27 protein-coding genes and 2 pseudogenes are annotated in these 25,953 nt (G+C 73.1%); 15 read left to right on the plus strand and 14 right to left on the minus strand.

The window, feature by feature from the left end; genetic code table 11:
• Positions 1–9 precede the first annotated feature (9 nt).
• From ACIDOF_RS32180 to ACIDOF_RS32195, 4 genes are all read left to right on the plus strand, one after another.
• Positions 10–924, plus strand: coding sequence for a LysR family transcriptional regulator (locus ACIDOF_RS32180; RefSeq protein WP_409009711.1), 915 nt, complete (start codon positions 10–12; stop codon positions 922–924).
• A gap of 127 nt (positions 925–1,051) precedes the next feature.
• Positions 1,052–2,011 (plus strand): DUF2599 domain-containing protein, encoded by a 960-nt coding sequence (locus ACIDOF_RS32185; RefSeq protein WP_409009712.1) that lies wholly within the window; start codon positions 1,052–1,054, stop codon positions 2,009–2,011.
• A 155-nt stretch (positions 2,012–2,166) separates the two neighbouring features.
• Entirely contained in the window at positions 2,167–2,583 is a 417-nt protein-coding gene (locus ACIDOF_RS32190; RefSeq protein ID WP_409009713.1) for a hypothetical protein, read from the plus strand.
• The gene (locus ACIDOF_RS32195; protein ID WP_409009714.1) at positions 2,580–3,374 is read left to right on the plus strand and encodes an enoyl-CoA hydratase/isomerase family protein; all 795 of its coding nucleotides are present in this window, start codon (positions 2,580–2,582) and stop codon (positions 3,372–3,374) included. The genes ACIDOF_RS32190 and ACIDOF_RS32195 overlap by 4 nt, the downstream gene beginning before the upstream one ends.
• Before the next feature lie 37 nt (positions 3,375–3,411).
• Here ACIDOF_RS32195 and ACIDOF_RS32200 read toward each other — a convergent pair whose 3' ends face one another.
• Together ACIDOF_RS32200 and ACIDOF_RS32205 are read right to left on the minus strand one after the other, a co-directional pair.
• The gene (locus tag ACIDOF_RS32200; protein ID WP_409009715.1) at positions 3,412–4,278 is read right to left on the minus strand and encodes a hypothetical protein; all 867 of its coding nucleotides are present in this window, start codon (positions 4,276–4,278) and stop codon (positions 3,412–3,414) included.
• A gap of 127 nt (positions 4,279–4,405) precedes the next feature.
• A pseudogene (locus ACIDOF_RS32205) lies at positions 4,406–4,816 on the minus strand (glutathione S-transferase family protein); the annotation flags it as partial.
• A 228-nt stretch (positions 4,817–5,044) separates the two neighbouring features.
• On the opposite strand from ACIDOF_RS32205, the gene ACIDOF_RS32210 reads away from it, so the two are divergent.
• Positions 5,045–5,977, plus strand: a complete 933-nt coding sequence (locus ACIDOF_RS32210) for a G-D-S-L family lipolytic protein (RefSeq protein WP_409009716.1) — start codon at positions 5,045–5,047, stop codon at positions 5,975–5,977.
• A gap of 71 nt (positions 5,978–6,048) precedes the next feature.
• Positions 6,049–6,321: a DUF1905 domain-containing protein gene (locus tag ACIDOF_RS32215; RefSeq protein ID WP_409009717.1), complete on the plus strand. Its 273-nt coding sequence runs from the start codon at positions 6,049–6,051 to the stop codon at positions 6,319–6,321.
• A gap of 57 nt (positions 6,322–6,378) precedes the next feature.
• On the opposite strand, the gene ACIDOF_RS32220 is transcribed toward ACIDOF_RS32215, so the two are convergent.
• Entirely contained in the window at positions 6,379–6,954 is a 576-nt protein-coding gene (locus ACIDOF_RS32220; protein WP_409009718.1) for a CGNR zinc finger domain-containing protein, read from the minus strand.
• Positions 6,955–7,057: 103 nt separating this feature from the next.
• Between ACIDOF_RS32220 and ACIDOF_RS32225 the strand changes: the two genes are divergently transcribed.
• Together ACIDOF_RS32225 and ACIDOF_RS32230 are read left to right on the plus strand one after the other, a co-directional pair.
• The gene (locus ACIDOF_RS32225; RefSeq protein WP_409009719.1) at positions 7,058–8,233 is read left to right on the plus strand and encodes an epoxide hydrolase family protein; all 1,176 of its coding nucleotides are present in this window, start codon (positions 7,058–7,060) and stop codon (positions 8,231–8,233) included.
• Positions 8,230–8,847 (plus strand): GNAT family N-acetyltransferase, encoded by a 618-nt coding sequence (locus ACIDOF_RS32230; RefSeq protein WP_409009720.1) that lies wholly within the window; start codon positions 8,230–8,232, stop codon positions 8,845–8,847. Before ACIDOF_RS32225 ends, ACIDOF_RS32230 begins: the two co-directional genes overlap by 4 nt.
• 53 nt (positions 8,848–8,900) lie before the next feature.
• Here the strand turns inward: ACIDOF_RS32230 and ACIDOF_RS32235 are convergent, their stop codons facing one another.
• The 6 genes from ACIDOF_RS32235 to ACIDOF_RS32260 all read right to left on the minus strand — a co-directional run bounded on the left by ACIDOF_RS32235 (position 8,901) and on the right by ACIDOF_RS32260 (position 15,706).
• Positions 8,901–9,626, minus strand: a complete 726-nt coding sequence (locus ACIDOF_RS32235; protein ID WP_409009721.1) for a dienelactone hydrolase family protein — start codon at positions 9,624–9,626, stop codon at positions 8,901–8,903.
• An 89-nt stretch (positions 9,627–9,715) separates the two neighbouring features.
• Positions 9,716–10,738: a hemolysin family protein gene (locus ACIDOF_RS32240; protein WP_409009722.1), complete on the minus strand. Its 1,023-nt coding sequence runs from the start codon at positions 10,736–10,738 to the stop codon at positions 9,716–9,718.
• Complete coding sequence (locus tag ACIDOF_RS32245) at positions 10,735–12,126, minus strand: hemolysin family protein (RefSeq protein ID WP_409009723.1); 1,392 nt, start codon at positions 12,124–12,126, stop codon at positions 10,735–10,737. Before ACIDOF_RS32245 ends, ACIDOF_RS32240 begins: the two co-directional genes overlap by 4 nt.
• Before the next feature lie 645 nt (positions 12,127–12,771).
• Positions 12,772–14,103: an LCP family protein gene (locus tag ACIDOF_RS32250; RefSeq protein WP_409009724.1), complete on the minus strand. Its 1,332-nt coding sequence runs from the start codon at positions 14,101–14,103 to the stop codon at positions 12,772–12,774.
• A gap of 188 nt (positions 14,104–14,291) precedes the next feature.
• Complete coding sequence (locus ACIDOF_RS32255; protein ID WP_409009725.1) at positions 14,292–15,266, minus strand: M56 family metallopeptidase; 975 nt, start codon at positions 15,264–15,266, stop codon at positions 14,292–14,294.
• Positions 15,267–15,271: 5 nt separating this feature from the next.
• Positions 15,272–15,706 (minus strand): BlaI/MecI/CopY family transcriptional regulator, encoded by a 435-nt coding sequence (locus ACIDOF_RS32260; RefSeq protein WP_409009726.1) that lies wholly within the window; start codon positions 15,704–15,706, stop codon positions 15,272–15,274.
• 200 nt (positions 15,707–15,906) lie between these two features.
• On the opposite strand from ACIDOF_RS32260, the gene ACIDOF_RS32265 reads away from it, so the two are divergent.
• From ACIDOF_RS32265 to ACIDOF_RS32290, 6 genes are all read left to right on the plus strand, one after another.
• Positions 15,907–16,482: a TerD family protein gene (locus ACIDOF_RS32265; protein ID WP_409009727.1), complete on the plus strand. Its 576-nt coding sequence runs from the start codon at positions 15,907–15,909 to the stop codon at positions 16,480–16,482.
• Positions 16,483–16,494: 12 nt separating this feature from the next.
• Positions 16,495–16,929: a hypothetical protein gene (locus ACIDOF_RS32270; protein ID WP_409009728.1), complete on the plus strand. Its 435-nt coding sequence runs from the start codon at positions 16,495–16,497 to the stop codon at positions 16,927–16,929.
• An 11-nt stretch (positions 16,930–16,940) separates the two neighbouring features.
• Complete coding sequence (gene tatA, locus ACIDOF_RS32275) at positions 16,941–17,210, plus strand: Sec-independent protein translocase subunit TatA (protein ID WP_409009729.1); 270 nt, start codon at positions 16,941–16,943, stop codon at positions 17,208–17,210.
• Positions 17,211–17,517: 307 nt separating this feature from the next.
• Positions 17,518–18,864, plus strand: a complete 1,347-nt coding sequence (locus ACIDOF_RS32280; RefSeq protein WP_409009730.1) for a DUF1775 domain-containing protein — start codon at positions 17,518–17,520, stop codon at positions 18,862–18,864.
• A 537-nt stretch (positions 18,865–19,401) separates the two neighbouring features.
• Positions 19,402–20,727, plus strand: coding sequence for a PepSY-associated TM helix domain-containing protein (locus tag ACIDOF_RS32285; protein WP_409009731.1), 1,326 nt, complete (start codon positions 19,402–19,404; stop codon positions 20,725–20,727).
• On the plus strand, positions 20,724–21,101 hold the full coding sequence (locus ACIDOF_RS32290) for a hypothetical protein (RefSeq protein ID WP_409009732.1): 378 nt from the start codon (positions 20,724–20,726) through the stop codon (positions 21,099–21,101). Before ACIDOF_RS32285 ends, ACIDOF_RS32290 begins: the two co-directional genes overlap by 4 nt.
• 317 nt (positions 21,102–21,418) lie before the next feature.
• On the opposite strand, the gene ACIDOF_RS32295 is transcribed toward ACIDOF_RS32290, so the two are convergent.
• The 5 genes from ACIDOF_RS32295 to ACIDOF_RS32315 form a co-directional block, all read right to left on the minus strand.
• A complete protein-coding gene (locus ACIDOF_RS32295) occupies positions 21,419–21,913 on the minus strand; it encodes an ArsR/SmtB family transcription factor (RefSeq protein ID WP_409009752.1) in 495 nt (164 codons plus the stop codon).
• A 16-nt stretch (positions 21,914–21,929) separates the two neighbouring features.
• Complete coding sequence (locus ACIDOF_RS32300; RefSeq protein ID WP_409009733.1) at positions 21,930–22,370, minus strand: (2Fe-2S) ferredoxin domain-containing protein; 441 nt, start codon at positions 22,368–22,370, stop codon at positions 21,930–21,932.
• Positions 22,367–23,422: a WD40 repeat domain-containing protein gene (locus ACIDOF_RS32305; RefSeq protein WP_409009734.1), complete on the minus strand. Its 1,056-nt coding sequence runs from the start codon at positions 23,420–23,422 to the stop codon at positions 22,367–22,369. The genes ACIDOF_RS32300 and ACIDOF_RS32305 overlap by 4 nt, the downstream gene beginning before the upstream one ends.
• Positions 23,419–24,438 (minus strand): CobW family GTP-binding protein, encoded by a 1,020-nt coding sequence (locus ACIDOF_RS32310; RefSeq protein ID WP_409009735.1) that lies wholly within the window; start codon positions 24,436–24,438, stop codon positions 23,419–23,421. Before ACIDOF_RS32310 ends, ACIDOF_RS32305 begins: the two co-directional genes overlap by 4 nt.
• A gap of 115 nt (positions 24,439–24,553) precedes the next feature.
• A complete protein-coding gene (locus ACIDOF_RS32315) occupies positions 24,554–24,955 on the minus strand; it encodes a Fur family transcriptional regulator (protein ID WP_409009736.1) in 402 nt (133 codons plus the stop codon).
• A gap of 288 nt (positions 24,956–25,243) precedes the next feature.
• On the opposite strand from ACIDOF_RS32315, the pseudogene ACIDOF_RS32320 reads away from it, so the two are divergent.
• Positions 25,244–25,723: pseudogene (locus ACIDOF_RS32320) on the plus strand (alkaline phosphatase PhoX); the annotation flags it as partial.
• Positions 25,724–25,953: the final 230 nt, after the last annotated feature.

Here is a 25,953-nt window from a genome sequence, read left to right on the forward strand (position 1 = left end):
ACTGTTCGCATGATCGATCCCCGTCTCCGGATCCTGCAGATGGTCGCCGAGCACGGCACCGTCACCGCCGCCGCCCAGGCCCTCAACTACACGCCGTCCGCCGTCTCGTACCAGCTGCGGCAGCTGGCCTCCGACGTCGGCACCGAGCTGCTCGTCCACCAGGGCCGGGGCATCCGCCTGACCAACGCGGCGCGGATCCTGCTGCGGCACGCGGAGCTGCTGCAGGAGCAGTGGGAGCTGGCGCGCGCCGAGCTCGCGGCCGCCGGTTCGGAGCCGGCCGGGCAGGTCACGCTGTGCGGCTTCTCCACCGCGGCGAGCACGCTGCTGCCGCCCGCGGCGGCGGCCCTGCGCGACGCGCACCCGCATGTCACGGTGCGGATCATCGAGGCCGAGCCGGACCGTTGCTTCGACCTGCTCCTCGCGCAGGAGGCCGACCTGGCGCTGCTCGTCGTCACCGCCGACTCGCCGCCCATGACCGACGGCCGCTTCGACCAACAGCCGCTCCTCGACGACCCGTTGGACCTCGTCGTACCGCGCGACCACCCGCTCGCGCACAAGCGGTGGGTGACCCTCGCGGACGCGGCGCGGGAGGAGTGGATCGTCGGCACGCCCGGTTCGACGTACCACCAACTGGTGCTCGCGGCGTGCATGGGCGCCGGGTTCACACCGAACATCGCGCACCACTGCGACGAGTGGGACACCGGTACGGCGCTCGTCGCGCACGGCTTCGGGGTGTTCCTCGTGCCGCGGCTCGCGCGGCTGCACGAGGACCAGCGGGTCAAGCGGCTGCGCCTGCACGGCGAGCCCGCCCCGGCCCGCCGCATCATGGCGGTGACCCGGCCGGGCGGCCGCCAGGTCCCGACGCTCATGCACGCCATCGACGCGATCACCGGAACGGCTTCCCAACTCCTGCCGCACCGCTAGGACTTGGGCCGCCCCGAGCCCCGGTTCCGCTCGACGCTCCGGGCGCTCAAGGTTTGTCCAAGGTTTCTTCCACACCCCCGCAGCAGGATGGTGCGCGCACGGCACGTCCAGGATCGAGGGGGAACGCATGCGTACGAGGCAGGCAGCGGCGTCGGCGGTCGGCGTGGTCGCGGCGACGGCACTGGCGCTGTCCGGCACCGCACCCGCACAGGCCGCGGTCGTCGGCGGTGACGGCGGGGGCGACGCCACGGAGGCGATCGAGCGGGTGGCGCCGGAGGTGTTCGACGGCGCGGCGGGACAAGGCGCCGAGGGGCGGGGCGTCGAGGGCTTGCGGATGCCGTCCGACGCCGGGCAGCCCGTCACGCTCGGCACCGGCGCGGACGCCGTGGCGGTGTCCCTGCCGCGCACCGGCACGACGACGGAGGCCCAGGCGCCGGGCGGGCAGCGGGAGTTCGACCACGGCGACGGCAGCACGACCGTGCCCGTCGCGAAGTCCGACGGCTCGGCGCAGATCACGACCGTCATCGAGGAGGCCGGGGCCCCGCAGGCGTACGCGTACGACGTACGGCTGCCCGAGGGCGCCTCGCTCGACGAGCAGAAGGGCGGCGGCGTCGCGGTCACCGGCGCGGACGGCGCGTTCCTCGGCGGCTTCAACCCGCCGTGGGCCAGGACGGCCGACGGGAAGTCCGTGCCCACACGGTACGAAGTGCGCGGCGACACCCTCGTCCAGCGGGTCGACCACCGCGGTCTGCCCGACTCGGCGTACCCGGTCGTCGCCGACCCGTGGCTCGGCCGGGACCTGATGTACCAGCCGTGGGTGACGCCCGACCCGCGCGGCTACGTCATCAACGTCGACCCGACGGGCTGGGGCCGGGCGTGGAGCGGCCCGGCCACGCACTTCGCGCACACCAGCGAGATGCGCACCAAGCTCGGCGCGCAGGGCCATCTCCTCACGCCCACGATCGAGGAACAGCTGCGCTGCCACGTCGCGTACAACCCGTTCGAGTGGGGCACGTACAACCTGGAGTCGTGGCGCCCCTGGGTCGCCTGGTCGAGGCAGGCCTGGCCGGCGCAGTGCAACCCGTGAACCCACGTTCCGCAGCTCCGTTGACACCGTTCTGAGGCCTGTGGTTGCCTGAGGACGGCAGTTGCCGAACGATCGTTAAGTTCGCGGTTCGGGTGCTCCACCGATGTCCCTCTGACCCGAACGCCCGTAGGGAGAACGGCAGTTGGGGAGGATCCATGCGGATCCGAACGCCTGGAGATCGCGTCCAGCACTTCCAGATCCACACCCGCACCCCGTCGCCGACCGCGATGACCGCAGCGGGCCTGGACCACGCCTCCGACAGCCCTCTCAAGCTGATCAACCGTCCGGTACGCGACCGCATCCCGATCGTGCTCGCGGCGACCGGCCCGAAGAACGTCGCCACCAACCTCGCCCGCCGGTACGGGTACGAGGCCGAGGCGGCGAAGATCCGGGACCTGTACCTCGCCGGGCACAAGGAGGGGGCCGCGGCCGCCGTCCCCGCCGACCTGGAACGGCTCAAGGGGATGACGGTCCAGCGCCGCCCGATCGCCAACTGCCTTCAACCGCCGTACGTGCGCGGCCTGTTGTCCCCTCCCAGCACACCCCGGAGAAAGGCGGAGCCGACGTCATGACCGGCGAGCCCGTACTGCTCAGCACCACCACGGACGGCGTCCGCACCCTGACCCTCAACCGTCCCCGGCTCAAGAACGCCCTGAACGTCGAGCTGTGGCACGCCCTCGGGGACGCGCTCACGGAGGCCGGCGACGACCCGGGCGTGCGGGCCGTCGTCCTCGCGGGCGCGGGCGGCGCGTTCTGCGCCGGGGCCGATCTGTCGGACGGGGACGAGGGACGCCCGGCGCATCCGCTGGCCCGGATGCGGGTGGTCAGCGACCTCGCGCTGGTGCTGCACGAACTCCCGGTGCCGACCGTCGCGAAGGTCGACGGCGTGGCGGTCGGGGCGGGCTGGAACCTCGCGCTCGGCTGCGATCTCGTGGTGGCCACGCCCCGGTCGCGGTTCTCGCAGATCTTCGCGCGGCGCGGCCTCTCCCTGGACTGCGGCGGCTCCTGGCTGCTGCCGAAGCTGGTCGGCCTGCAGCAGGCCAAACGCCTCGCGCTGCTCGCCGAGACCGTCGACGCCGAGGAGGCGCACCGGCTCGGCCTGGTGACCTGGCTGGTCGATCCTGACGGGCTGGACGCGTTCGTCGCCGACCTCGGGCGGCGCCTCGCGGCCGGGCCCCCGGTGGCCCTCGCCCAGAACAAGGCGCTGCTCAACGAGGGCGCGGACCGCACGCTGCGCGACGCGCTCGCGAACGAGGCCAGGGCGCAGTCGGTCAACTTCGCGACCGTGGACGCGCCGGCTGCGTTCGCGGCGTTCAACGAGAAGCGGGAGCCGGTGTTCACCGGCGAGTGGGCGGTCCCGTAGGCCCACCACGGAGCAGTCGGGGCAGTCGGGGTGGTCGTCAGTAGGCGCCGATGGACCAGAACACGCCGACCTCCTCGTCGCCGACGACGACCAGGCCCAAGTCGTCGAAGAGGTCGAGGCCGTTGAGGTACTCGCCGGTGAGGAAGGTGCGGGATGCCGTGCCCTGGAGCCCGGCCGCGAGGAAGTCCGGGGCGCGGTCGGTGGCGGCGGCCCGGGCGTTGGTCAAGCAGCGGGCGGTGGGGCCGTACCGGTCGAGCAGGGTGCGGGCGTCGGCGAGCAGGGCGTCGCGGGTGGGGCGGGAGCGGACGGGGGTGGACGCGGAACCCCAGCCCTCCTTCATGACGGCGAGGGCCGCGACGGCGGCTTCGGTGTCGAGGGGATGGAGACGGCCGGGCAGTTCGGCCGCGTCCGGCGGGTCGAAGGGGTACGCGGGGACGATGTCGCGGGCGTCGTTGTGGCGGTCCCAGTCCAGGCGGGCCCAGCCTCGGGGGTCGGTGACGGTGCGGTGCAGCACGGCGAGGACGTCGTGCGCCCAGTCCTCGTGCCGACGAGGGCCGGTGGCGGCGAAGACGTACGTGTCGTCCAGCAGCCGCAGCAGGGCCGCGTTCCACGGGCAGCGGCGCGAGCGGAACTCGGCCAGCAGGGTGTGCACGTGGCGGGCGGTGTCGGAGCGTTTCGGCTCTGCGGGAACGCGCTTCAGCTCCTCGAGGGCCCACTGCACAAGCTCACCCCCGCCCGCGGCGGCGATCCGCTCGGGCTCGTGCGCGGGCGGGCGGTCTCTTCCCTCCCAGAGGGCGTCGACGAGGGCTTCGAGGTAGGCGTCGAGACGGTCGAGGGCGGGACGGTCGGTGGCGGCCGCCGCTGCGTCTGCGGCGGTGTCTTCGGTGGCGCGGGGCGAGGTCACGGGGAAGACGATGCCACCCGGGACGGGCCGCCGCTCGACGGCACTCAAGTCGTCGCATGTGCCGGGGAGTTGGCGCGGCCTGCCAGCCGCGCCGTGCTGCGGTGCTCCGTCAGGTGCACGGGCGGGCGAAACGGTGTGTCAGGTCGCGGAGGATGTCCGGGGCGTGGGAGCTGACGATGCGGCCCGTCCAGGTGTCGGCGAGGACCGGGGGCGCGGCCGGGCCCGGGTAGTGGTGGGCCGCCGCTTCGTACAGGGGGCGCAGCGCTACGTACCCGCCGTCCGGGGCGTCCGGCGCCGGGGGCAGCAGGGTCACCGGGAGGCAGGCGGCGAGGTCGAGCGACTCGTGCACGTGGGCGATGCGTCGGCACGTCGGACAGGAGCGGGAGAGGTAGAGGCGGTAGCGGCGCGGCACGACGTAGAAGCCGCTGCGGGCGTCCGCGCCGATGGCGTTCCGGAACGGCGGCGGATCGGTGGGGCGGGACACCGTGGGGCGGGGCCCCGCTGTGGTGAGAGCGGTCGCGGTGGTGGTCGTGGCCATGGTCTGCCTCTGTCTCCCTCGTTCCGTTCCCGGCTCCGCGTTCCCTACGTATTCCCTACCAATTCAGTAGGGTTTCTTCGGGTCGAGTCTCCGTCCAGATCCTGCGGCCGTCAAGGGGGTGTCCACGCTTCCTGTGAGTGCGGGTCACTGCATCCCGTACGACTGGCTACCGCCGACCCCGGCGCCGAGGATGCCTCTGCCGTGCGGCGGCGGAAGGAGGCGTCAACCATGGGGCGTACAGGGGCAGTTCAAGGGCCAGGGCAGGCGTCGGCGCGGGCGCGGGTCGTCGACGGTGCGGATCCCGTGCTGCGGTTCCGGGGGGCCGTGTCCCTGCAGTACGGGCCCGGCTGGGTCGCGCCCTGGCGGTTGCCGTACGACGAGGCCGCGCTGCATCTGCCCGAGGGCGGGGTCGGGCGGGCCGCGATGCCCGCCGGGGTGCGGGTGACGCTGCGCACCGACAGCGCGCGACTGCTGTGCCGCTACCGGGCCGACCCGGCGCCGCGCCTCAACGGCCCGCAGGAACGGCCCGTTCTGGACGTGGTGCACGACGGCCGGCTCGCGCACAGCGTGCCGCTCCGGGCGGACGGCCGGGACGCCGAGTTCGAGGTCGCACTGCCGGGCCGCCGCCCAGCGACCGTCGAGTTGTGGCTCCCCACGTACCACCAGTTCCGGTTGCGTGCCCTGGAGCTCGACCCGCACGCGCGGGTGGCCGCCGACACCGCGGGCGGGCCGCGCTGGGTGCACTACGGGAGCTCCATCTCCCAAGGCAGGGGCGCGAGTTCGCCGTGGCGGGCCTGGCCCGCGCGCGTCGCCGTCGAGGCCGGACTCGACCTCACCTCGGTGGCGCTCGGCGCGGCCTGCTGCCTGCAGCCCATGTCGGCCCGGCTGATCCGCGACCTGCCCGCCGACCTGATCACCGCGTGCGTCGGCATCAACGTGCAGGCGCTCGGCAGCCACAGCCCGGACGCGTTCACGTCGGCGCTCGTCGGGTTCGTCCGGACCGTGCGCGACGGGCACCCGGAAACGGACGCGGAACTCGTCGAGCAGGACCCGACGGAGCGGGTGCTCGCCGATCCTCAACACCTGTACACCCGGGCCCTGTTGGCGGCCGCGCCGCGCCGAGGCCGGGCGACGGCGGTCGCGGAGCTGCGGCGGCGATGAGTTTCCCCGGCCGGACCCGTCCTACCTGGTGGATCCTCACGGACCGATGACATGCCAAGGAGGCGGTGCACATGGTGGACCAGGAGTTCTCGGCGACCCTGCGGAAGAGTCCGAACGACGGCGGCTGGACCTATCTCGTGTGGCCCGAGTCGGTCGCGTTCTTCGGCACGCGCGGCCTGGTGAAGGTCCGGGGCACGATCGACGGGCACCCGTTCCGGAGCTCCTTCATGGCGCTGGGCGACGGCACGCACAAGCTGCCCGTGAAGGCGGAGGTGCGCAGGGCGATCGGGAAGGGAGAAGGCGACACGGTGACGGTCCGCCTGGAGGAACGGCTGGACGCCTGACGGACGTCACGGCGACCGAGCGGCGGGCCGGGCTACAGGGCGGGCCGAGCCTGGCGGTCACTTCGCCGGCCCGGGGTCCCTGCGCTGGTTGGCGTGGAAGCGGGCCTTCTTCTCGCGGTTCCCGCACGTGTTCATCTCGCACCATCTGCGGGTGCGGCTCCGGCTGGTGTCGAAGAACGCGGCCCGGCACGTCGGTGACGCGCACAGGGCCAGCGTGCCGTCGCGTTCGCCCGCGAGGACGCTGATCGCGTCGGCGGCGATCACGCCGAGGGCGTCCTCGACCTGGGAGTCCGCGCCGAGCTGCCAGCGCCGCTCGCCCTCGGGCGTCAGGACGGCCGTCGCCCGGCCCTGAGCGCTGCGGTCGTTGATCACGCGGACGGCGGACGGGGGCAGCGCCTCCCCCGTGGCGGCCGCCGTCGCCGCGAGGTGGATCGCCTCCCGCAGCTCCCGGGCGACGTCGAGCTGGGCGTCGGTGCAGGAGTCCACGGCCAGGCCGCTCACCGTCAGCCAGTCGACGAGTCGCCGCGGCACGGGAATGCGCTCCACGGGCTCGCCGAAACGCTCCGACAGAGTCCCCGTGAAGCTCGTCGAGAGCACCTTGCCGAGGCGGAATTCAGGGAACACCACACGCATGGAACCACCATAGCCGGTTGCTGCGCGGCTCGGAAAACTGCTAGAACCGTCTTAGCCGGTTCACTTTGGCGTGTGGCCGGTTCCACCACGGCCAGGAGGTCCCATGTCCCGTCCGACCACCGACGTGCACGCCTTCACCGCCCGCGCGTCCGACGCCGAACTCGACGAACTGCGGGCACGGCTGGCCGCGGCGCGACTGCCGGAGGCCGAGACGGTCCGCGCCGCCGGGCCCGGAGCCGGACGGTGGGAGCAGGGCGTTCCGCTCGCCGATCTCGTCGAGGTCGTCGACTACTGGCGCACCGGCTACGACTGGCGGCCCTTCGAGGAACGCCTCGACCGGATCGGCCAGTACCGCACCTCGATCGACGGCCTGGGCATCCACTTCCTGCACCGCCGGTCCGCACGCGCGGACGCCACCCCGCTGCTCCTGACGCACGGCTGGCCCGACAGCGTCGCCCGGTTCGTCGACGTGATCGACGCGCTGGCCGACCCGGAGGACGCCGACGACCCGGCGTTCCACGTCGTGGCGCCCTCCCTGCCGGGCTTCGGCCACAGCGACAAGCCGGCCACCACCGGCTGGGGAACCGAGAAGATCGCGGCCGCGTGGGTGGAGCTGATGGGACGGCTCGGCTACGACAGGTTCCTCGCCCACGGCGGCGACTGGGGCGGCAACATCACCACGGTCCTCGGCGGCCGGTTCCCGGAGCAGGTCCTCGGCATCCACACCACGTTCGCGGAGGGCCCGCCCGGGCTGTCCACGGACGGGCTGACGGACGTCGAGCGCGCGTGGGCCGAGGAGACCCGCGACTTCTGGCGGCACCGCGCCGCGTACGCCAAGCAGCAGGCGACCCGGCCGCAGACCATCGGCTACTCGCTCGTCGACTCACCGGTCGGTCTGCTCGCCTGGATCCTCGACAAGTTCGCCGAGTGGTCGGACACCGAGGACAGCCCGTTCGAGACGATCTCCCGGGACCGCGTCCTCGACGACGTCACCCTGTACTGGCTGACCCGGACCGGCGCGTCCGCGGCGCGCATCTACTACGAGAGCCACAACTCCCTCGACCCGGAACTCCGCGTCGACGTCCCGTCGGCCCTCACCATGTACCCGCGCGACGTCGAGAAGTGCCCGCGCCCCTGGGCCGAGGAACGGTACCGGCGGATCGTCAGCTGGAGCCTCCCCGAATCCGGCGGGCACTTCCCGGCCCTCGAAGTCCCCGAGTTCTTCGTCCGCGACCTCCGAGCGGGCCTCACGGCGGTACTGGCCGCCACCGCACGATGAGCACGGCCCCCAGGTCCGCCACGACCTCACACGACACGTCGGCAGCCGCGCGGACCGCCCCCGCCGGGATCGTCGTCCGGCAGGAGACCGCCGAGGACCACACCGCCGTGCACGCACTGCACACACGCGCCTTCGGCGGCAACGAGCGGGTCGCCGCGCTCGTGCGGACACTGCGCGCCACGGAGGCCGCTCGGGCGCCGATGTCGTACGTCGCCGTCGTCGACGGCCGGGTCGTCGGGCACGTCCTGCTGAGCTCGACGCGACTGGACGCCCCGCGGCGGATCGTGGACGTCCTGTCACTCTCACCGCTGGGCGTGCTCCCGGAGTTTCAGCGCCGCGGCATCGGCACACAACTCGTCGCCCACGCCCTCGCGGCCGCCGACCGCCGGGGTGTACCGCTGGTGTTCCTTGAGGGCTCGCCGGCCTACTACGGCAGCCGCGGCTTCGAGGCCGCCGTCCCGGCGGGCTTCCGTTCACCGTCGCTACGCATCCCCGAACCCGCGTTCCAGGTCGCCCGGTTGACCGCGTACGAGCCGTGGATGACGGGCACGTTCGTCTACTCGGAGCCCTTCTGGGCGCACGACTGCGTCGGGCTGCGGGATGCCGAGGAGTGAGTCCCGCGGTCGTCGACCGGGTCGTCGGGTCGGCAGGTGGCCGGGTCGCCGGGTCACTCCGTCACGGGCAGGCACTCCGCGAGCAGGGCGACGACATCGTGCCAGGCACGCTGCGCGTGCCGTGGGTGGTGGCCGACGCCGGGGACCGTGGGGTGGTCGACCGGCGGGTGGTGGAAGGCGTGCAGGGCGCCGCCGTAGACCGTGAGGCGCCAGTCGACGCCCGCCTCCTGCATCTCGGCGGTGAACGCGTTCCGCTGCTCGGGCGGCATGATCGGGTCCTCCGAGCCGACTCCGGCCCACACCGGGCAGCGGATGCGCGCCGCCTCGCCCGGGCGGCCGGTGGTCAGCGCGTTGACCGTGCCGATCGCGCGCAGGTCGACGCCGTCGCGGCCGAGTTCCAGGCCGATGGCGCCCCCGGTGCCGTAGCCGACGGCGGCGATCCGGTCGGGGTCGGTCCGCGGCTCGGCGCGCAGCACGTCGAGCGCCGCGTGGCCGATGGCACGCATGCGGTCGGGGTCGGCGAGCAGCGGCAGGCAGCGGGCCAGCATCTCGTCGGGGTCGTGCAGGTAGCGCCCGCCGTGCAGGTCGAAGGCCAGCGCCACGTATCCCAGCTCGGCGAGCGCGTCGGCCCGGCGGCGCTCGACGTCGCTGAGCCCGGTGCCCTCCGGGCCGAGCAGCACCGCGGGCCGGCGGTCGGTTCCGGCCGGCAGGGCGAGGTGCCCGATCATCGTCAGACCGTCCGCCGGGTACTCGACGCAGCGGGTGGTCGTCGTCGTCATGCGTCGGGACTGTAGTGATCGTCGAGCCGATCGGGCGGTTGTTCTGCCACGGGCAGAACAGCGCGGGCGCGCATGCGCAGGGCCGAGGTTCAGGCGTCGACCGGTGTCGGACCGACCAGTTCGGACAGGACGTCCTCCATCGTCACGAACCCGAGGACCGTGCCGTCGGCGCCGGTGACGGCCGCCAGGTGGCTGTCGGCCGCGCGCAGGGCGGTGAGGGTGTCGTCGAGCGGGGTGTCGATGCGTACGCGGGTGACGGGGTGCAGGGACGTGCGCGGGAACGGCTGGTCGCGGTCGGTCACGCCGAGGGTGTCCTTGATGTGCAGGTAGCCGAGCAGGGCGCTGTCCGGGCCGGTGACGGGGAAGCGGGAGTAGCCGGCCTCGGCGGCCACGCGCTCCAGCCGGGCGGGCGTGACGGTGTGGTCGACGGTGCGCATCCGGGCGGCCGGGACGAGGATCTCGCCGACGGGGCGGGTGCCGAGCTCCAGGGCGTCGCGGAGGCGTTCGCCGTCCTCGGGGGCGAGCAGGCCCGCGGCCCTGGAGTCCTCGACCATGCGGGCGAGCTGGTCGTCGGTGAACACCGCCTCGACCTCGTCCCTCGGCTCCACCTTGAGGAGTTTGAGGAGGTTGTTGGCGAGGGCGTTGATGCCGAACACCAGCGGTTTCAGGGCCCGTGTGACGGCGACGAGCGGCGGGCCGAGCAGCAGGGCGGACGGCACGGGTGCGGCGAGCGCGATGTTCTTCGGGACCATCTCGCCGATCAGCATGTGCAGATACGTCGCCAGGGTGAGGGCGATGACGAACGCGACGGGGTGGACCAGGGCGTGCGGCACGTGGGCGGCCTCGAAGCCGGGCTCCAGGAGGTGCGCGATCGCGGGTTCGGCGACGGCGCCGAGCACCAACGACGAGGCGGTGATGCCGAGTTGGGCGGTGGCGAGCATCGCGGAGATGTGCTCGACGCCCCACAGGGTGATGCGCGCCCGCCGGTCGCCGGCCTTGGCGCGGGGCTCGATCTGGCTGCGGCGCACCGAGATCAGCGCGAACTCGGCGCCGACGAAGAACGCGTTGGTCAGCAGCGTCAGGGCGCCGATGAAGAGCTGCAACGTGGTCATCGGACGCCCTCCGGCGTGCTCTGCCCGGAACGCTCCGACCGGGCCGACCGGGCCGACCGGGCGGAACGGTCCGACCGGGCCAGTGTGGCGGCGGGTGCGGTGATGTGGACGCGTTCGGCCCGGTGGTGGTCGATGTCGAGGACGTCCAGGCGCCAGCCGTCGACCAGGACGTGGTCGCCCTCGGCGGGTATCCGCGCGAGGCTGGTCGCGATCAGCCCGGCCACGGTCTCGTACGGGCCGTCCGGCACGGTGAGCCCGATCGCGGCGAGCTGGTCGGTGCGGACGCTGCCGTCGGCCTCCCAGGTGGGGCGGCCGTCCTCGGTGGGCGGGGCGGGCAGCAGGTCGGGGACCTCGACGGGATCGTGCTCGTCGCGGACCTCGCCGACGACCTCCTCGACGATGTCCTCGACCGTCGCGACTCCGGCCGTGCCACCGTACTCGTCGATGACGATCGCCATGGTGCGGGTGGCGCGCAGCCGGCCGAGGAGGCGGTCGGCGGTGAGGCTGTCGGGGACGCGCAGCGGCTCGCCGGCCAGGACGGTGACCTGGGTCTCGGCCCGCTTGTCGGGGTCGAGGGCGAGGACGTCGCGGATGTGGACCGTGCCGATCACGTCGTCGAGGGTGTCGCGGTAGACGGGGAAGCGGGACAGGCCGGTGGCGTGGCTGAGGTTGGCGGCGTCGGCGGCGGTGGCGTGGGCTTCGAGGGCGCAGACGTCGACGCGCGGCGTCATCACGTTCTCCGCGGTGAGTCCGGCGAGGTGCAGGGTGCGGACGAAGAGTTCCGCCGAGTCCTGCTCGATGGCGCCCTCGGCCGCCGAGTGCCGGGCCAGGGCGACGAGTTCCTCGGGGCCGCGGGCGGAGGCCAGCTCTTCGGTGGGCTCCAGGCCGAAGCGCCGTACGAACCGGTTCGCGGTGTTGTTCAGGTGCCGGATGAACGGGGCGAACGCGGCGGTGAAGCCGCGCTGCGGGCCCGCCACCACCTTGGCGACGGCGAGCGGGCGGGCGATGGCCCAGTTCTTCGGTACGAGCTCGCCGATCACCATCAGCAGCACCGTCGACACGGCCACGCCGAGCACGGTCGCCACGGAGGACGCGGCGGCGCCGAGCCCCACGGCCCGCAGCGGGCCGCGCAACAGGGCGGCCAGCGACGGTTCGGCGAGCATGCCGATCACCAACGACGTGACGGTGATGCCGAGTTGGGCGCCAGACAGCTGGAACGTCAGCCGCCGTGCGGCCCTCAGCGCGCCCTCGGCGCCCCGCTCCCCCGCCTCCGCCGCGCGTTCGAGCTCGCCGCGCTCGACGGTCGTCAGGGAGAACTCGGCGGCGACGAACACCGCGCACGCGAGCGTGAGCAGCAGGGCCACGAGCAGCAGCAGGACCTCGGTCACCGTGCCACCTCCCGTCCCTCGCTGAAACGGCGCGGGCCGGACGCGGCACGGCGGGTACTGGGAGGCTCACCCATTGCGGGACCGTGACTCCTTCTCGTACGCGAGGTCGTGAGGTGCGGTGTGTTTCTACACCCACTGTAAAGCAATGGGGAGGGGTTGCGGGGGTGGGAGTCTGCGCTCAGAGAGCCCCGTGCCCGCGCGGGCGGCGAGGTGGAGCTGTTCGAGGCCCATCTCCTCGCGGGCGATGCGCCGGACCTCTCGCATCAGGACGCCCCCGAAACAGCGCCCACGGGTCGCGTGTGACGTTGAGCCAGCCGACGAGTTCGCCGTCCGCAGTGGCCGTCAGCCATGGTCGTCCGCCGTGGCCGTCAGCAGGCGGCTCGTCCCTGGCGCGAGGGACTCGACGATCCGCTCGACGGCCGGTCCGCGTCCGCGGGACCGGTGAACTGCCGGACCTCCACAGGGCTGTTGACCATGCCCGGGAGCCTCGTAAGCGGCGCTGACAACCGGCTGCGGCAACGGGAACCGGACACCGGAACCAGCAACCGGAAATGGCTGACGGAACTGGCAACGGGAACCGGCACCGGCACGGCACGGCACGGCACGGCACCGGCACCGAACAACCGGCCCTGAGGCCGACCTCCCTCAGCGCACCCCCTCGAAGTCCTTCCCCAGTACCAACGTCACCTGGCCCGTGGCCGGGTCGTCCGTCTGCTCGGTCTTGCTGCCGGGCAGGCGGGACGCGAGGGCTTCGGCCTGGGGGCGCAGGTTCGCCGGGTACGTGACGCGGGTGCGCGGCGCCGTCTCCGGGGCGTTGCCCGTGGCGGCCACCGTGTAGCCCGCCGCGCGGAGTTCCGCCGCCACCTCGCCCGCGAGGCCCGCGCGGCCCGTGCCGTTGAGGACCTGGACGGTGACCGTGCGGGCGTACACCGGGTTCTTCGACTCCCGTTCCAGACGCTTGTCGTCGACCTCCACGTCCTTCGCGAGGGACGTGAACAGGTCGGCGGCCTGCGGGTACTGCCACACCACGTTGGCCTTGTCGCTCGGCACGTCCGCCTCACGGGAGTAGTTGGGGACGGTGAGGAAGGTGAGCCGGTCCTTCGGGATGTCCTGGAGTTCGGTCGCCAGTCCGGCCAGCGGCTTCACGCCCGCGAGGGACCGGTCCGTGGTCAGCGAGCCGGCGGCGGCCTTCAGGAAGTCGTAGAGGTCGCCGGGGCTGGTGAGTTTCTGCTGCGCCTTGTCGGCGAGGGCCCGCATGAACTCCTGCTGGCGGCCGATCCGTCCGAGGTCGGAGCCGTCGCCGACGCTGTAGCGCGTACGTACGTAGCCGAGCGCCTGCTCGTCCTTCACCGTCTGGCAGCCCGCCTCCAGGTCGAGGTCGGCCTTCTTGTCGTGGATGGGGTGCTCGGGGCAGACCTCGATGCCGTCGAGGGCGTTGACCATGCCCTTGAAGCCCTGGAAGTCGACGGAGACGAAGTGGTCGATGCGCAGGCCGGTGTTCTGCTCCACCGCACGGATCGTGCAGGCCGCCGCGCCCGCGACCTCGCCGGTCGAACCGCCCACCGCGAACGCCTCGTTGATCTTGAAGTGGTGCGGCTTCGACTTCGTGCCGTCGCCCTTGTCGCAGGCCGGTATCTCCACCCACGAGTCGCGCGGGAAGGACACGACGGTGGCCCACTTCCGGTTCGCCGCGAGGTGCAGCACCATCAGCGTGTCCGACTGCATGGTCGTCAGGCCCTTGCCGTAGCCGGAGTTGGCGCCGCCACGGCTGTCCGAGCCGACGACCAGGATGTTCTTCGAGCCGGGGCTCAGGTTCTCCGGGCGGTCGCCGCCGAGCTTGTCGTCGATGTCGGTGCCGTTGATGCTGCCGTCGAGGTCCTGGTAGATCCACGCCCCTACGCCGGCCACGCCGAGGACGAGAGCCGAGCAGACGCCCGCGCCCCAGAGGAGTATGCGGCCGCGGCGCGTCGCCCGCACGCCCCTGCTCGTGCCGCGTCGCGCCCCGCGCCCCCTGCCGCCGGACCTGCCCTGCCCCCGCGCCTGCCTGCCACTGCGCCGCTGCCCCACCCTGCCGACCTCCACCGCCTCGGCCGCACGCGACCGGCCCGTTCGCTCCAGAAGACTGAACTCTACATAGGTGTAGAAATAACCTGAGACCTGGCCGACTACAGCGGCGTCGCCGCGTGCAGCACGAAGAACAGCGTCACCGCGGAGTTCGCCGAGGCCATCGCCGACAGCGCCGTACCGCCCGCCGCCGTCCACGTCGCGAGCCCTACCGCCGTCCACACCGGCGGCCAGATCCGCTGCGCCGGTGCGGGCCCGAGCAGCGCGGCCACCCGGCGCGGCACGGGGCCCGGCGCGGCGAATCCGGCCAGCGTCGGACCGGGCGCACCCTGCGACACCAGCGCCGCCTTGCCGATCGCCCGCGCCACGACCTTGCGGCTGCCGACCGCGCGGGCGGCCTCCTCGTCGGCCCAGCGCTCCGCCGCGAAGAACACCGCCGTACGCAGCGGACGCAGGAACGGGTTGGCCCGCGCGGCGAGTTGGACGGCCAGGAGATGGCGGTGGTGCCGTCCGGCGATGTGCACCCGCTCGTGCGCGAACAGGGCGCGCCGCTCGCCGGAGTCGAGGCAGGACAGCATGCCGGTCGTGACGACGATCTTCCCGTCGCCGCGACCGGACCCGCGGCGGGGCCCACGACCGCGTCCACGTTCCGACCCGGGCAGCGCGTACGCGTACGGGGCGTCGTCCGGCAGCACCGCCACCGGCGAGTCCGGCAGACCGGCCAGCGCCGCCCACGCCCCGCGCCGTACCCGCCGATGCCGCCACAGCGTCCGCCCGCAGGCCGCAGCGACGAGCAGCAGCGCGGGGATCGCCACCCGGCCCGCGATCTCGTCGTGCGGCACGGCCGCGCGCACCTCCGGGTCCGACCAACCGTCCGGCAGCGGGTTGCCCGGCAGTTGCGCGGTGCCGACGACGACGAGCAGCGCCAGGCACAGCGTGCTGCACACCGCCATCGAACCAGCCACCCAGGCGAGCAGCCGGGTCGCGGTCCGCGGATGCAGGTGCTGCTCGGCGAGCCGCGCGATCGGCCAGGCCGTCAGGGGCAGCACCAGCGGCAGGAATACGAAGATGCCCACGGGCGTCAGCGCTCCGGACGGTCGTCGTCGGCCGCGCCGGGCAGCCCGGCCGCACCGTCCTCGGCCGAGCTCAGCAGATCCCGCAGCAGTTGCTCGTCGCTCGCGGGCAGTGCGGTGAGGAAGCTGGCCAGGACGGCTTCGCGGTTCTGCTCGCCGTCGAGGACCTTGCGCATCCGCAGCGCCGCGAGGCCCGCCTCGTCGGCGGCGGGCGTCCAGACGAACGACCGCCCCTCCCGCTTGCGGGCCACGGCCTCCTTGGCGAGGAGCCGGGTCAGGATGGTCATCACGGTCGTGTACGCGAGCCCCGCGCCGAGCCGTTCCTGCACCCAGCCGGCCGTCACCGGGCCGGGGGCCTGCCGCAGGGCGGACATGACCTGCGCCTCCAACTCCCCTTGCCCCCGACGTGTTCTCGGCTGCTCGTCCCCACCGTGCTGCGCCATTCCTCTGCCCCCTTCGACCGCGCCCCCGCTCGACACCACGAGGTCGGCTCATCGTACGGGCCGCCGTACCGGACCGGCCGGCGGGCACCGACCGCCCGCCCTGTCCTGAACTTCTACAGTCATGTAGATTCTGTACGGCTGGGCGCACAGCCGAGCGCACCGCAGACCGCATGACCGATCGCATCACCAGGAGGAGAACCGTGGGAGTTTCGCTGGCCAAGGGCGGGAACGTGTCCCTCAGCAAGGAGGCCCCGGGGCTGACGGCCGTACTGGTCGGCCTGGGCTGGGACGTACGCACGACGACCGGCACCGACTACGACCTGGACGCGTCAGCGCTGCTCTGCGACGAGTCCGGGCGGGTCCTGTCCGACCAGCACTTCGTGTTCTTCAACAACCTGAAGAGCCCGGACGGTTCGGTCGAGCACACCGGGGACAACCTGACCGGCGAGGGCGAGGGCGACGACGAGGTCATCAAGGTCGAGCTGGCCTCCGTGCCCGCCGAGGTCGCCAAGATCGTCGTGCCCGTCTCCATCCATGACGCGGAGAACCGCGGCCAGTCGTTCGGACAGGTGCGCAACGCGTTCATCCGCGTCGTGAACCAGGCCGACCACCAGGAGATCGCCCGCTACGACCTCTCCGAGGACGCGTCGACCGAGACCGCGATGGTCTTCGGCGAGCTGTACCGCCACGGCGCGGAGTGGAAGTTCCGCGCCGTGGGCCAGGGATACGCGTCCGGCCTGCGTGGCATCGCCCAGGACTTCGGCGTGAACGTCTGAGCCGGACCGCCGATGCCCTCAACTCCGTTACGCAACACCCCTGTTGACCCCGGCCCGCCCCGCCGCTCCGCCTCGGGCGCGGATTCGGGTGCGGGCTCGGGCTCGGGTGCGGGCGCGAGTGCGGGCGTGTGGCTGCCCGCGGTGGCCGTCTTCGCCCCGCTCATCTCGGCGGCCACCGCGGTGACCCTGCTCGTCCTCGGCTACGGCGCCCACCTCGCAGGCACGGACCCCGAACTGGCCGAGTCCCTGACCGCCACGGGCTGGATCAGCACGGCCTTCGCCGTAGGCACGACGGCCATCGGCCTGGCCGCACTACTGATCTCCGCACTCCGCCACCGCACCTCCACGACACCCCGCACCCGCATCCGCACCGCATCCGCAGCCACACCCGCTCCCGCGTCCGCACCCGCCCCTGAAGCGACTTCAGGGCGTACGCCCCCTCCGTAGACAGGAATCCGATGTTCGGCATCAGTGAGATCGCCATCCTGATCATCGTCTGCATCCTCATCTTCGGCGCGAAGAAACTGCCCGAACTCGCCCGCTCCGCAGGCAAGTCGGCCCGCATCCTCAAGGCCGAGGCCCAGGCCTTGAAGAAGGAGGACTCGGGGCCCGCGGGCGCCGCACGCGCGGACGACGGGCGGCAGGTGGTCGAGGGCACGGTCGTGTCCCGCGACGAGACGGGCGGCCCGAGCGGCCACGCGGCGGAGCAGGCACGGCACCGGCCCTGACGGGCGGACCGGCAGCAGGCAGACCCGGCGTCATAGGGACCGTCGTCACACGGACCGGCGCCACGCGGGCCGGCGCCACGCGGACCGGCGTCACGCGGACCGCAGGCTCCCCTCCCCGTTCCGCCCTGCGATTCAGGCAAGAAGGGGTCGAGCGGGGCGGGTTCGTGGAGCATCATGTGCGGCGATGAGGCCGGGGCGAGGGGTGGGACGCGGGGTTCGTGGGGCGTCGTCGTGCGCGTGGGGCGGCGCCGTCCGTGCGGGTGTCTTCGCCTGCGCGGGCACGGCACTCGCCGCCGCCGGTCACGGTGTGGCCTCGGCGACCGCCGCGCCCTGGGCTGCCGTACTGCCCGCCGCTGTGGCCCTCTTCGTCGTGGCCCTGCCCCTGACCCGGCGGCCGGTTCTGCCCCTTCCGGCCGCGCTCGCGGCGACCTGCGCGGGTCAACTCGCCCTGCACGCCTGGTTCGTACGGGCCTCCGCTCCCCCGGGCCCGCACGCCGCCCACGCCGGGCACTCGTCCTCGTACGACGGCTCCGCGATGGTCGCCGCGCACGCCGGGGTCGCGCTGCTGACGGCCTGGCTGCTGCACCGTGCCGACGCCGCGTGCCGGACGGTCGTACGGCTGGCGGCGGGTGTCGCTCGGAGCGTGGCCGGGGTGTGGGGCGGGTGGCGGACGGCCGGCGGGGAGGAAGGGGCGGCGGCAGCTGCGGCGGCTCCCCGTCCGGAGCGGTCCCGGTCGGCGGTCGCTCTGCTGCTGCTCTCCCACGACGTGGCCCGGCGCGGGCCCCCGGGGCACGGAAGTCGAGCCGCTGCCCAGGGCCGTCCACGGCCCGCCCCGACCACCCACCGGGAGTTCCCCGTGCACAGGAACATCAGCACCAGCACACCCACCGGCACGCGCACCCGCCGCACCGCACCCCGCCTCGCCGGCGCCACCGCCCTCGCCCTGGCCACCGTGCTCGCCGCGGCCCCGACCGCGCACGCGCACGTCGAGGTGGAGGCGGACGGCGCGCGGGCCCTCGACCAGAACGTCACGTTGTCCTTCAGCGCCGCCTCGGAGTCGGACAAGGCCGGGATCAGCAAGCTGGAGGTGATCCTGCCGAAGGGCCTGAAGCCGGGCGACGTCACGTACAAGTCGGGCCCCGACGGCTGGAAGTTGGCGCCCACCGACCGCGGTTACACCGTTTCCGGCCCGGCCGCGCCCACCGGCCGGAGCGTCACGTACGCCGTGGCCGTCCGGCAGCTCCCCGACGCGCGGACGCTCGCGTTCAAGACGCTGCAGACGTACGACGACGGGCGCGTGGACCGCTGGATCGAGCTGGAGGAGCCGGGCGGGCACGACCACTCGGGCGACGCCGGGGGCCACGGCAACCCGGCGCCCCTGCTGAAGCTCGCCGCCGCCGCGCCGGGCGCCGAGCCCGTCGCCCCCAGCTCCAGCGCGCCCGCGGCCGACGCGCCCACACCCACCACGGAACCGACACCCGCCGGGAAGGCCGACGAAACCGCCGAGGCCAAGGCCGGTGCCGAGGCCGGTGAGCAGGGCGCCCAGGACGACGGCGACGGTTCACTCGTCGTGCCCCTGGCGATCGGCGCCGTCGTACTGGTCGCCGTCGGCGGTGCCGTGTGGGCGTTCCGCCGCCGCAGCAGCAACGCCTGACGCTGACTCCTGACTCCTGGCGCCTGACCGCATTCCGACGACCCATCGGGCCGCCTTCCCTCGGGGGAAGCGGCCCGACCCGTTCCCGGAACGCGCGCCCGCCCCCGTTCCCGGAACGTGCGTCAGAGCCGCTTCACCAACTCGAAGGCCACCCACACCGCCAGAACGGCGGCGGCCAGCACGACGACGGCGCGTGCGATCAGACGACTCGGGCCACGCATCACGACGGCCTCCGATCAGTGGGCGTACATCGACAGTAGGGCGGGCCCGCGCACGGGGCACCCCTGCGGCGCCGGGTTTCCCGGACGTAGGCAGGTATTCAGCGACTGGGGCTGTGCATGGGTGGATTCGGTCGTTAGTCTGGCCGAACTCCGAGGCCCCACAAGGGCGTTGGAGTTCGCGTGCTGTGCGCCGCCGCCCGGTGCCGTGAACCGGCATACCGGGCGCGCCCCGTCAGGCGCCACTCCCCTCCCCGCGAGTCGCCCTCCCCATAACTCCTCCCCCTCTTTTCCTCGCAGCCCCCGTACGCGTCTTTCCGTGAGCGAAAGGCATTTCATGACGATTCCCGAGCGGGACACTCGCCGGCCAGGAAGAGCGAGAAGACCGAGACGACCGGGGCCCGTCCGCCGCGGCCTCACCGCCCTGCACCGCTGGGCGACCCTCGTCCTGGGCGTCGTACTCCTCGCCGTCACGACCTGCGGCGTTCCCCTGCTGTATGACGCCGAGATCTTCCGCGCCACGAACTCCGACCTCTACCGCCCCACCGCGTCCGCCGACCCGCTCACCGCCGGCGAGGCGCTGGCGAAGGTGAGGGAGGCGCACCCCGGATTCGTTCCCGGGAACGTCATTCCCGACGAAGGCATCTACCTCGTCACGGACCCGGATCTCAACCGGCTCCACGCCGTCGACCCGGGGACCGGAGACATCACCGGCTCCGGGCACTACTACGGCGGATTCCAGGGTTTCGTGGAAAACCTGCACGCCTTCGGCCTGTCCAATCCGGCGTATCCCGGCTACATTCCCGCGCTCGGCGAAACCATTCCCTCGTTCGGCATCGCCGAGTTGGAAGGCATGACGTACGGGGCGGCGATCGTCGGCTTCTCCGGACTTCTTCTGCTGTTCCTCGCGGCCTCCGGAATCTTCCTCTGGTGGCCGGGCGTCAAACGCTTCGCGTCCGGGTTCAAGGTGCGCCGCGGCAAGAGCGGTTACGTACGCAACCGTGAACTCCACAAGGTCGTCGGCATCGTCGCCGTACCCTTCCTGCTGATGTGGGCGATCACCGGTGCCGCCGCCAAATTCCCGTCCGTGCAGAAGGCGTGGCTGGTGGCTACGGCGGGGAACCCGGCCGAGATCAAGTCGCAGAACTGGGACTTCACCAGCCGCCCCGTCAAGGCCGGAACCCCGGACATCGGCGTGGACGAGGCCGCCGCGGCCGCCGTCGCCGCCGTACCCGGAGAAATCCACAACAACCGGCTGCCCGCCGCCGACAACCCCGCCGCCGGCTACCTCTTCGAGATCTCCCAGCCCGGCAAGGACCCGTACAGCGAGACCATGCTGGCCGGCAACGGCTGGGTCTACGTCGACCGGCACGACGCCGACCACGTGAAGGTCGTGTGGGACGGCGAGGGCTCCACCGCGTCCAACACGTTCTACGAACAGGCCGTCTACACCAGCCACTTCGGCTGGTACGTGAACGGCTGGTGGCGCACCGTCTGGGCCGTCTTCGGGCTGCTGCCGCTGCTCCTCGCGCTCACCGGCACGGCCACCTGGCTGTCCCGCAGACGCAAGCAGCGCGCCCGCCGCGCCGGTCTGCGCGAGCGGCAGGACAAGCAGGAGCGGCAGGGGGACGAGGTGTCCGCATGAGCGCGCCCCTCGCCCTCACCATCGTGCTCTACGCGTTCGGCGTCGCCCTGTGGTCGGCGGCGCACTCGGTACGGCGCGACGACCGCCGGGAAGGGGGCGGGCCCGATCCGCGCCGGGCCGCGCTGTGGGTCCTGCAGGCCGGGCTGGTCGTGCAGGCGGCGATCGAGGCGGTCGACCTCGCCACCGGGCGCCGCCCGGACGACCTGGCCACCCACCTGTCGTACCTCGTCGCCTCGCTCGTCCTGCTGCCGCTGTTCACGGTGGTCCTGCGGGACGGGCGGAGGTCCACGAGCATCCTCGACGCCGTCGCGTGCGCGGCGGTCGCCGTGGTGACGCTGCGGCTGCAGGTGACGTCGGGGGCGCCGTATGCCTGAGGTGACCGGTCGGACCGAGCGGACCGGTGGACCGTGGGCCGGCGCCGAGGTCACCGGCCGGCTGCTGACCGCCGTGTACGCGGTGTTCGCGCTCGCGGCGGTCGGCCGCAGCACGGTCCAACTCGCCACGCACGCCTCGCGGGCCCCCGTCCCATACGCGCTCTCCGCCTGCGCGGCAGCGGTCTACGTCGCAGGTCTGCTCGCCCTCCGAGCCGCCGAGCGCGACGACGCCGGAAGGAGTGGCCCGGCGCGGCGGTGGGCCCTGCGGCTGTGCGTGCTCGAACTGGCCGGTGTCGTCGGCGTGGGCGCGTACAGCCTCATCGCTCCCGGCCACTTTCCCGAGGCGAGTGTGTGGTCGGGGTTCGGCTCGGGGTACGGCTGGCTGCCGTCGGCGCTTCCGTTGTGCGCGCTGCTGTGGTTGCGGTGGAGTGGTGGTGCGCCGGGCGGGACTCGATGAGCAGGTGCTCGATGTGGTGGACGGCCTGGTCGAGGAGTTGGGCGACGTGGTCGTCGTACAGGCGGTAGACGATGCGGCGGCCCTCGCGGTGGCCGGTGACCAGGCCGAGGGCGCGCAGCAGGCGGAGTTGGTGGGAGACGGCGGAGTGCTCCATGCCGACGGCGTCGGCGAGGGAGCCGACGTCGTACGGCCCGTGCCGCAGCGTCGTGAGGATCCGCAGCCGTGAGGGCGTGGCCAGGGCCTGGAGCATGACCGCGATCGAGGCGGCGGTGGCGTCGTCGAGCCGCGCCGGAACGGGAACCCCGGCGGGGGCCGCGTCCGGGACGGCGACCCCGGCGGGGGCCGTGTGCGGCACGCGGCCCCCGCCCCGTTCAGCGGCGTGCACGCGACATCGCCTCGCGCGGCGGGCGGATGAACTGCAGCCGCAGCGCGGGCGGGGCCTCGGCGATGCCGGGGCCGCCCGCGGCCACCCAGTCGAGGAGTTCGTCGGTGCTGTCGTCGCCCATGGCGAAGCCGACCCAGGTGGCCCGGCCCCCGGCGCGGCGGCCCGCCGTGGAGGGCTGGACCACGACGACGTTGGCCTGGTCGCAGGGGCCGAGGCAGTCCGTCGTCCGCACGGCGAGCCGACCGCCCGAGGCGTCGGCCGCCGCCCGCATGCGGTCCAGCTGCCAACCGTGGTCCGTCTCCGGGTACTTGCGCGGGTTCCCGCAGCAGCAGCCGCGGCACACGACAAGCGTGCACGGCCGCTGAGCCGCCGCGCCGATCGTGGTACGGGAGCCGGTCGAGCCCACGGCCCCGCGTCGGCCGTTCACAGCTCGGTCCGCGACGGCACCCGGTACGCGCGCAGGCGACCGTCCCGGTACGCGGCGACCAGCAGATGCGGCCCCGCCCAGGCGAGCCCCGCGACCGCGGAGCCCTCGCCGTCCAGTGAACGGGCGGGCGTGAGCGGGGAGTCGGGGCGCCCGCTCGTCGCGTACCAGAGGGCCACCGTGCCGTCCCGGCCGCCGGTGGCGAGGTGGCCGGCGTCGCCGGGGCGCCAGGCGAGGGCCGTCACCGCGGCGTGGCGGCGCAGCGAACGCGGCGCCGTGCCCGCCGGGCCCTGGCCGCCGAAGTCCCAGACCGTCACGTCCGGGGCGCCGTCGGCGGCGAGCCAGCGGCCGGTGTCGTCGAAGGCTAGGCGCGCGACCTTCTCCCGGTAGCCGGACATGGTCAGTTCACTGCCGTCCCGCGTGCGCCAGATGTGGATGGACGCGTCCTGGTTGCCGCTGCAGATCCATTTCTCCGTCGGCGACACGGCGAGGGCGAGGTGGGAGCCGATGTACGGGTACGTGACGACGGGCGCCGGGGTGTGCCGCTCGTGCCCGTGCACCGCCCCGTACGCCGCGACCGCGAGCCGTCGTCCGCGCCGCAGCCAGGCCAGGTCCGTGACGGTGGACTTGGCGGGCTCCGTACGCCACAGCTCCCCGCCGTCCGCGTCGAGCACGACCGCCGTGCGGCCCGAGGCGACGGCCACGCGGCCCTCGTCGGCCCAGGCGGCGGAGGCGCTCCAGGCGCCCTGCTCGCGGACGACGACCCGCCCGTCGGCCCGCCGCCACAGGGCGCAGCCGGAAGGCCCGGTGACGGCCAACTGCTGGGCCGCGGGCGAGAGTTGCACGCTCAGCGCGCCCCCGGCCAGCTCAAGGGCGCCCATCTCCGCGCCCATCGCCCCGTCGAGTACGCGGACCAGCCCCTCCGCCCCTGCTACGGCCACGAAGTCCTTGCGGGCGGAGAGTGCGACGGGGGCGTCGTCGACGGTGATCTCCCAGGCGACTTCGAGGGCGCCGGGCCGGCTCTTCGCCGTTCGGTCGGTTGCGGACACGCTCATACGGCAGCCCCCGCCGTGGCCAGGCAGGAGGCGAAGCCGCGCTCCAGCTCCTCGCGGTCGAGGTTGCGGCCGATGAAGACGAGCCGGTTGCGGCGCGGCTCGCCGTCCCGCCAGGGCGCGCCCTCCTCGCCCATGAGCAGCATGTGCACGCCCTGGAAGACGTACCGGCGGCCCGCACCGGCGATCGCGAGGATGCCCTTGGAGCGGAAGATGTCGGCGCCCTTGTCGCGCAGCAGCGTGCCGAGCCAGGCGTTGAGGCGCCGGTCGTCGACCTCGCCGTCGAGCTCGATGCCGACGGAGGTGACCGAGGCGTCGTGCTGGTGCTCGGTCTCGGTGAGGAACGTCGGGTCCTCGGCGAGCACTCGCTCCAGGTCGAACGCGCCGACGTCCAGGATCTGCCGGAAGTCCACCTCGGCGTGGCGCGCGCGCAGAATCTGCACGGGGGCGTTGATGGTGCGGATGCGCGCCTCGATCCGGGCGAGCGTGTCCGCGTCGGCGAGGTCGGTCTTGTTGAGCACCACCCGGTCGGCGAACGCGATCTGTTCGACGGCCTCGTTCTCGACGCCTTCCGGCTTCACCTCGTCCAGGTGCGGCAGGACGTGTCCGGCGTCGACGAGCGTGACGATCGCGTCGAGCCGCAGCTGCGAGGCGATCTCGTCGTCCATGAAGAAGGTCTGGGCGACGGGCGCGGGGTCGGCGAGGCCGGTCGTCTCGATGAGGATGTGGTCGAACTTCTCGCGGCGCCGCATCAGGGCACCGAGGATGCGGATGAGGTCGCCGCGCACGGTGCAGCAGATGCAGCCGTTGTTCATCTCGAAGATCTCTTCTTCGGCGTCGAGCACGAGCGCGTCGTCGATGCCGACCTCTCCGAACTCGTTCTCGATGACCGCGATCCGGAGCCCGTGATGTTCCGTCAGGATCCGGTTGAGCAGGGTCGTCTTGCCCGCTCCCAGAAACCCGGTGAGCACGGTGACGGGCACCCGCTCGTCGCGCGGTCGTACGGCGGTGTCGGTCATACGGGGGTGTTCTCCTCAGGGTCGGGGGATCGTAGGGGCCCGGGGGGATCGTGCGCTCGTAAGGGCCGGGGGGATCGTGCGCTCGTAGGGGCCGGGGGATCGGGCGCTCGTACGTTCACTGCGTGCAGTCGGCGCAGACGCCGGTGAGTTCGACGGTGTGCTCCACGGCCGCGAACCCGGAGGCGGCGGCGATGCGCCCGGCCCACTCCTCCACCACCTCGGAGTCGACCGGCCGACTCAGGCCGCAGGCGCGGCAGATGAGGTAGTGGCAGTGGCCCGGCCCCCACCGCCAGCGGTAGTGCCGTTCCGCTGTTCCCGCCTGGGCCACGTCCACCGCGCCCGCGGCCTCGAGTCCGCGCAGGGCGCGGTAGACGGTGCTCAGGCCGATCGCGGTGCCGCTTCGGACGAGGCGGGCATGCAGCTCCTGCGCGGAGACGAACGTGGGGCACTCCGTGAGCGCCTCCAGGATCGCCGACCGCTGCCAGGTCGGGCGTTGAGTGATGGGGGCAGCGTTCACCGAACTCACCTCCGGCAGGGGCGATCCGCTGTCACCATGGACCGTAAATGAAAATGACATTCATGTCCATATGAACGCTGCCTCATGTCTCAGGACGCACGACTGCCTCAGGGCCCACGACTCCCTCGGGGCGCACGGCCGATGAGAAACATGAGAACAGCGGACACAGCCCTTCTCCTCGCCTTCCTCTACGGTTCGCCCCCTCTCGTGAGCATGGCGGAGCGCCGGCTTCCACACGTGGCCGGAAACCACTCACCCACTCCTCACCCAATCCGCCCGGGAGACGAGATGCCGTTGAACCGCAGGGAATTGCTGAGCCGCACGGCGTTGGCCGGGGCCGGCGTCGTGCTCATCGGCAGCGTCGAGGCGCTGCTCACGGCGCCCGGTGCCGTCGCCGACACCGCGACCGGCGCCGCCGGATAAGGGCCGCTGGTCCCCGACCCGAAAGGCGTCCTCGCGCTCCCCGAGGGTTTCTCGTACCGGATCCTGACCCGTACCGGCGAGACGGTCCTGGAGTCCGGCCAACCTGAGCCCCCGGCCGATCAAGGCGCTCGGCCGCTACGCCCACGAGGCGGTCGTGGTCGACGCCGAGCGCGGCCACCTGTACCTCACCGAGGACGCCTCCAAGCCCAACGGCCTGCTCTCCCGCTGGACTCCCCCGGCCGGCTGCGGTCGCTCGGGGACAACGCGGGCACCCCGGAGGCGTTCAAATGCTTCGACTCCGCGGGCCAGTACGTCGACGACCTGTCCCGCGCCACGAAGGCTGGAGGGCGAGGGCGGGAAAGGAGTCGAGACGTGACGGGCCGCCCCGTACCGTCGCTCGCAGCGGGGGCGCGCGTGTCCCCCGCAGGCTGCGGCGCCGTGGCAGAGCGGCCCCTTGCATCGGCGTGCGCTAGGGGGCGTCTGTCCGATCTTCGTGGATCAGGCCGCGGCGTCATGGGGGTATCGCCCTGCTCGAGCGGAGCCGAGAGCTTGGGGGAGCGTGCTCTCGGCGTGCA

Origin of the sequence: Streptomyces sp. Da 82-17, from assembly GCF_046098215.1 — a bacterium.
Lineage (GTDB): Bacteria > Actinomycetota > Actinomycetes > Streptomycetales > Streptomycetaceae > Streptomyces.

Excerpts from the sequence above, each read along its gene's own strand:
- ACIDOF_RS32235 (WP_409009721.1), bottom strand. The coding sequence starts at position 9,626 with ATGACGACGACGACCACCCGCTGCGTCGAGTACCCGGCGGACGGTCTG.
- ACIDOF_RS32220 (WP_409009718.1), bottom strand. The coding sequence starts at position 6,954 with ATGCGTGTGGTGTTCCCTGAATTCCGCCTCGGCAAGGTGCTCTCGACG.
- ACIDOF_RS32210 (WP_409009716.1), top strand. The coding sequence starts at position 5,045 with ATGGGGCGTACAGGGGCAGTTCAAGGGCCAGGGCAGGCGTCGGCGCGG.
- ACIDOF_RS32305 (WP_409009734.1), bottom strand. The coding sequence starts at position 23,422 with ATGAGCGTGTCCGCAACCGACCGAACGGCGAAGAGCCGGCCCGGCGCC.
- ACIDOF_RS32190 (WP_409009713.1), top strand. The coding sequence starts at position 2,167 with ATGCGGATCCGAACGCCTGGAGATCGCGTCCAGCACTTCCAGATCCAC.
- ACIDOF_RS32270 (WP_409009728.1), top strand. The coding sequence starts at position 16,495 with ATGCCCTCAACTCCGTTACGCAACACCCCTGTTGACCCCGGCCCGCCC.
- ACIDOF_RS32180 (WP_409009711.1), top strand. The coding sequence starts at position 10 with ATGATCGATCCCCGTCTCCGGATCCTGCAGATGGTCGCCGAGCACGGC.
- ACIDOF_RS32215 (WP_409009717.1), top strand. The coding sequence starts at position 6,049 with ATGGTGGACCAGGAGTTCTCGGCGACCCTGCGGAAGAGTCCGAACGAC.
- ACIDOF_RS32290 (WP_409009732.1), top strand. The coding sequence starts at position 20,724 with ATGAGCGCGCCCCTCGCCCTCACCATCGTGCTCTACGCGTTCGGCGTC.
- ACIDOF_RS32230 (WP_409009720.1), top strand. The coding sequence starts at position 8,230 with ATGAGCACGGCCCCCAGGTCCGCCACGACCTCACACGACACGTCGGCA.
- ACIDOF_RS32310 (WP_409009735.1), bottom strand. The coding sequence starts at position 24,438 with ATGACCGACACCGCCGTACGACCGCGCGACGAGCGGGTGCCCGTCACC.
- ACIDOF_RS32240 (WP_409009722.1), bottom strand. The coding sequence starts at position 10,738 with ATGACCACGTTGCAGCTCTTCATCGGCGCCCTGACGCTGCTGACCAAC.
- ACIDOF_RS32195 (WP_409009714.1), top strand. The coding sequence starts at position 2,580 with ATGACCGGCGAGCCCGTACTGCTCAGCACCACCACGGACGGCGTCCGC.
- ACIDOF_RS32225 (WP_409009719.1), top strand. The coding sequence starts at position 7,058 with ATGTCCCGTCCGACCACCGACGTGCACGCCTTCACCGCCCGCGCGTCC.
- ACIDOF_RS32260 (WP_409009726.1), bottom strand. The coding sequence starts at position 15,706 with ATGGCGCAGCACGGTGGGGACGAGCAGCCGAGAACACGTCGGGGGCAA.
- tatA (WP_409009729.1), top strand. The coding sequence starts at position 16,941 with ATGTTCGGCATCAGTGAGATCGCCATCCTGATCATCGTCTGCATCCTC.
- ACIDOF_RS32185 (WP_409009712.1), top strand. The coding sequence starts at position 1,052 with ATGCGTACGAGGCAGGCAGCGGCGTCGGCGGTCGGCGTGGTCGCGGCG.